At 73.0% G+C, this 200-nt stretch carries 1 pseudogene; it reads left to right on the top strand.

Features of this window, described 5'->3' with window-relative positions:
• Nucleotides 1-200, top strand: a pseudogene (locus H926_RS33775) (hypothetical protein); the annotation flags it as partial.

Raw genomic sequence — 200 nt, 5'->3', positions numbered from 1 at the left:
TGTGGTTTGCCGCGCTGTTCGGCTTGGCCAGCTTTGCCGTTCCGGTCGAACTGCTGCAGCGCGTGGTCGTTGCCAGCGGGCTGCCCCATCTTGTGGCGGCTGCCGCCCCGCCGCTCGGCTTTACCGCGCGCGCCCTGGTTGCCCTGCTGCTGACCGGGCTGGGCGGCGTCATCGGCCTGGCGCTGGGCCTGCGCCTGGGC

Source organism: Novosphingobium sp. B-7, assembly GCF_000410615.1.
GTDB lineage: Bacteria > Pseudomonadota > Alphaproteobacteria > Sphingomonadales > Sphingomonadaceae > Novosphingobium > Novosphingobium capsulatum.
Note: the sequence above shows the minus strand (reverse complement) of the source record. Positions and strands in the feature narration are given on the sequence as shown.